Source organism: Paramagnetospirillum kuznetsovii, from assembly GCF_003284725.1.
GTDB classification, from domain to species: domain Bacteria; phylum Pseudomonadota; class Alphaproteobacteria; order Rhodospirillales; family Magnetospirillaceae; genus Phaeospirillum; species Phaeospirillum kuznetsovii.
Map to the genome: position 1 here is coordinate 2,501 of NZ_PGTO01000047.1, position 3,130 is coordinate 5,630.

Annotated in this window: 1 tRNA gene and 2 rRNA genes; all 3 read left to right on the forward strand. The window is 55.1% G+C overall.

Annotation, left to right across the window (positions count from 1 at the left end):
- Positions 1-37: 37 nt before the first annotated feature.
- The 3 genes from CU669_RS20820 to CU669_RS20830 all read left to right on the forward strand — a co-directional run bounded on the left by CU669_RS20820 (position 38) and on the right by CU669_RS20830 (position 3,130).
- Positions 38-2,779, forward strand: a 23S ribosomal RNA gene (locus CU669_RS20820).
- 95 nt (positions 2,780-2,874) lie between these two features.
- Positions 2,875-2,989: ribosomal RNA gene (gene rrf, locus CU669_RS20825) — 5S ribosomal RNA — on the forward strand.
- A gap of 64 nt (positions 2,990-3,053) precedes the next feature.
- A tRNA-Met gene (locus tag CU669_RS20830) sits at positions 3,054-3,130 on the forward strand.

The following is a 3,130-nucleotide window of genomic DNA, read 5'->3' on the forward strand; positions in this document are numbered from 1 at the left end:
GAATTTCATGCGTCGGGCTTGCCCCTACGTATGGAGTGATCAAGCGTCAAAAGGGCATTTCGTGGATGCCTTGGCACTGAGAGGCGATGAAAGACGTGGCACGCTGCGATAAGCCACGGGGAGCCGCGAGCAGGCTTTGATCCGTGGATTTCTGAATGGGGAAACCCCACCGTAAGGTGATCCTTCACTGAATACATAGGTGAAGGAGGCGAACCGGGCGAACTGAAACATCTAAGTAGCCCGAGGAAAGGACATCAACCGAGACTCCGCTAGTAGTGGCGAGCGAACGCGGACCAGCCCAGTGCTGGTGTGTACATAATCCGAAGCTTCTGGAAAGGAGCGCCATAGCGGGTGACAGCCCCGTAGGAGTAAACCGCACATCAGCCTCGAGTAAGGCGGGACACGTGAAATCCTGTCTGAACATGGGGGGACCACCCTCCAAGGCTAAGTACTCCTCAGTGACCGATAGCGAACAAGTACCGTGAGGGAAAGGTGAAAAGCACCCCGACAAGGGGAGTGAAAGAGAACCTGAAACGGAATGCCTACAAGCAGTCGGAGCCTCTTCAAGGGGTGACGGCGTACCTTTTGTATAATGGGTCAGCGAGTTAGTGTATGCAGCAAGCTTAAGCCGGTAGGCGTAGGCGTAGCGAAAGCGAGTCTGAATAGGGCGTCGAGTTGCATGCATTAGACCCGAAACCGGGTGATCTAGCCATGGGCAGGTTGAAGGTGGGGTAACACCCACTGGAGGACCGAACTCACGTCTGTTGAAAAAGACGGAGATGACCTGTGGTTAGGGGTGAAAGGCCAATCAAACTCGGAAATAGCTGGTTCTCCGCGAAAGCTATTTAGGTAGCGCCTCGGACTTATACCATCGGGGGTAGAGCACTGGATGGGCTAGGGGGTCCCAAAGACCTACCAAACCTAACCAAACTCCGAATACCGATGAGTACTATCCGGGAGACAGACGTCGGGTGCTAAGGTCCGGCGTCAAAAGGGAAACAGCCCAGACCGCCAGCTAAGGTCCCCAAGTCATGGCTAAGTGGAAAAGGATGTAAGACGGCCAAAACAACCAGGAGGTTGGCTTAGAAGCAGCCATCCTTTAAAGAAAGCGTAATAGCTCACTGGTCTAATAGCTGTCTCGCGCCGAAGATGTACCGGGGCTCAAGCCATGCACCGAAGCTGCGGGTGTGCAGCAATGCACGCGGTAGCGGAGCGTTCCGTAAGCCGATGAAGCCATACGCGTGAGCTGTGGTGGAGGTATCGGAAGTGAGAATGCTGACATAAGTAGCGACAAACAGTGTGAGAAACACTGTCGCCGAAAGTCCAAGGGTTCCTGCGCAAGGCTAATCCACGCAGGGTAAGCCGGCCCCTAAGGCGAGGGCGAAAGCCGTAGTCGATGGGAACCACGTTAATATTCGTGGGCCTGCTGGAAGTGACGACTCCCGTGTATCGTATCTCCTTATCGGATTGGAGGTGCGGTGAAGGGGGTCCAGGAAATAACTCCAGCGTATAGACCGTACCCGAAACCGACACAGGTGGACTGGTAGAGTATACCAAGGCGCTTGAGAGAATGATGTTGAAGGAACTAGGCAAATTGACCCCGTAACTTCGGGATAAGGGGTACCTCTCTCAGCGCAAGCTTTGGGGGGTGGCACAGACCAGGGGGTGGCGACTGTTTACTAAAAACACAGGGCTCTGCGAAGTCGAAAGACGACGTATAGGGTCTGACGCCTGCCCGGTGCCGGAAGGTTAAAAGGAGGGGTGCAAGCTCTGAATTGAAGCCCCGGTAAACGGCGGCCGTAACTATAACGGTCCTAAGGTAGCGAAATTCCTTGTCGGGTAAGTTCCGACCTGCACGAATGGCGTAACGACTTCCCCGCTGTCTCCAACATCAACTCAGCGAAATTGAATTCTCCGTGAAGATGCGGAGTACCCGTGGCTAGACGGAAAGACCCCGTGCACCTTTACTACAACTTTGCAGTGGTACTAGGATGTGGATGTGTAGGATAGGTGGGAGCCTATGAAGCGCAGGCGCCAGCTTGCGTGGAGGCAACCTTGAAATACCACCCTTCTGCTTCCTGGTATCTAACCGCGCTCCGTGAACCCGGAGCCGGGACCCTGCATGGTGGGTAGTTTGACTGGGGCGGTCGCCTCCCAAAGAGTAACGGAGGCGCGCGATGGTGGGCTCAGGCTGGTCGGAAATCAGCTGTCGAGTGCAATGGCATAAGCCCGCCTGACTGTGAGACAGACAAGTCGAACAGAGACGAAAGTCGGTCATAGTGATCCGGTGGTCCCGAGTGGAAGGGCCATCGCTCAACGGATAAAAGGTACGCCGGGGATAACAGGCTGATCTCCCCCAAGAGTCCACATCGACGGGGAGGTTTGGCACCTCGATGTCGGCTCATCACATCCTGGGGCTGGAGCAGGTCCCAAGGGTTCGGCTGTTCGCCGATTAAAGTGGTACGTGAGCTGGGTTTAGAACGTCGTGAGACAGTTCGGTCCCTATCTACCATGGGTGTTGGAAACTTGAGAGGACCTGTCCCTAGTACGAGAGGACCGGGATGGACATACCTCTAGTGTACCGGTTGTCGCGCCAGCGGCATCGCCGGGTAGCCATGTATGGACGAGATAACCGCTGAATGCATCTAAGCGGGAAGCTCCCCTCAAAACCAGGTTTCCCTATCAGAGCCGTGGAAGACCACCACGTTGATAGGCAGCATGTGGAAGCGTGGTAACACGTGAAGCTAAGCTGTACTAATCGCTCGATCGGCTTGATTACCCATGCGTAGCGGCAAACCCGATACCATGAAATACTTAAGCAAAGTGCACGAGGATACTAAACAAGATCAGAAAAAAACAGGTTTCCTTAGACGACCTGGTGGTAATAGCGAGGGCCCCCCACCCGATCCCATCCCGAACTCGGCCGTGAAACCCCTCTGCGCCAATGGTACTATGTCTTAAGGCATGGGAGAGTAGGTCGCTGCCAGGTCTTCTAAGGAAACCAACCTATCACGACGACACCGCCGGCCCAAAAGGCCGGCGTATTCCTTTTCCGCGGGGTGGAGCAGCCCGGTAGCTCGTCAGGCTCATAACCTGAAGGTCGCAGGTTCAAATCCTGCCCCCGCAACCA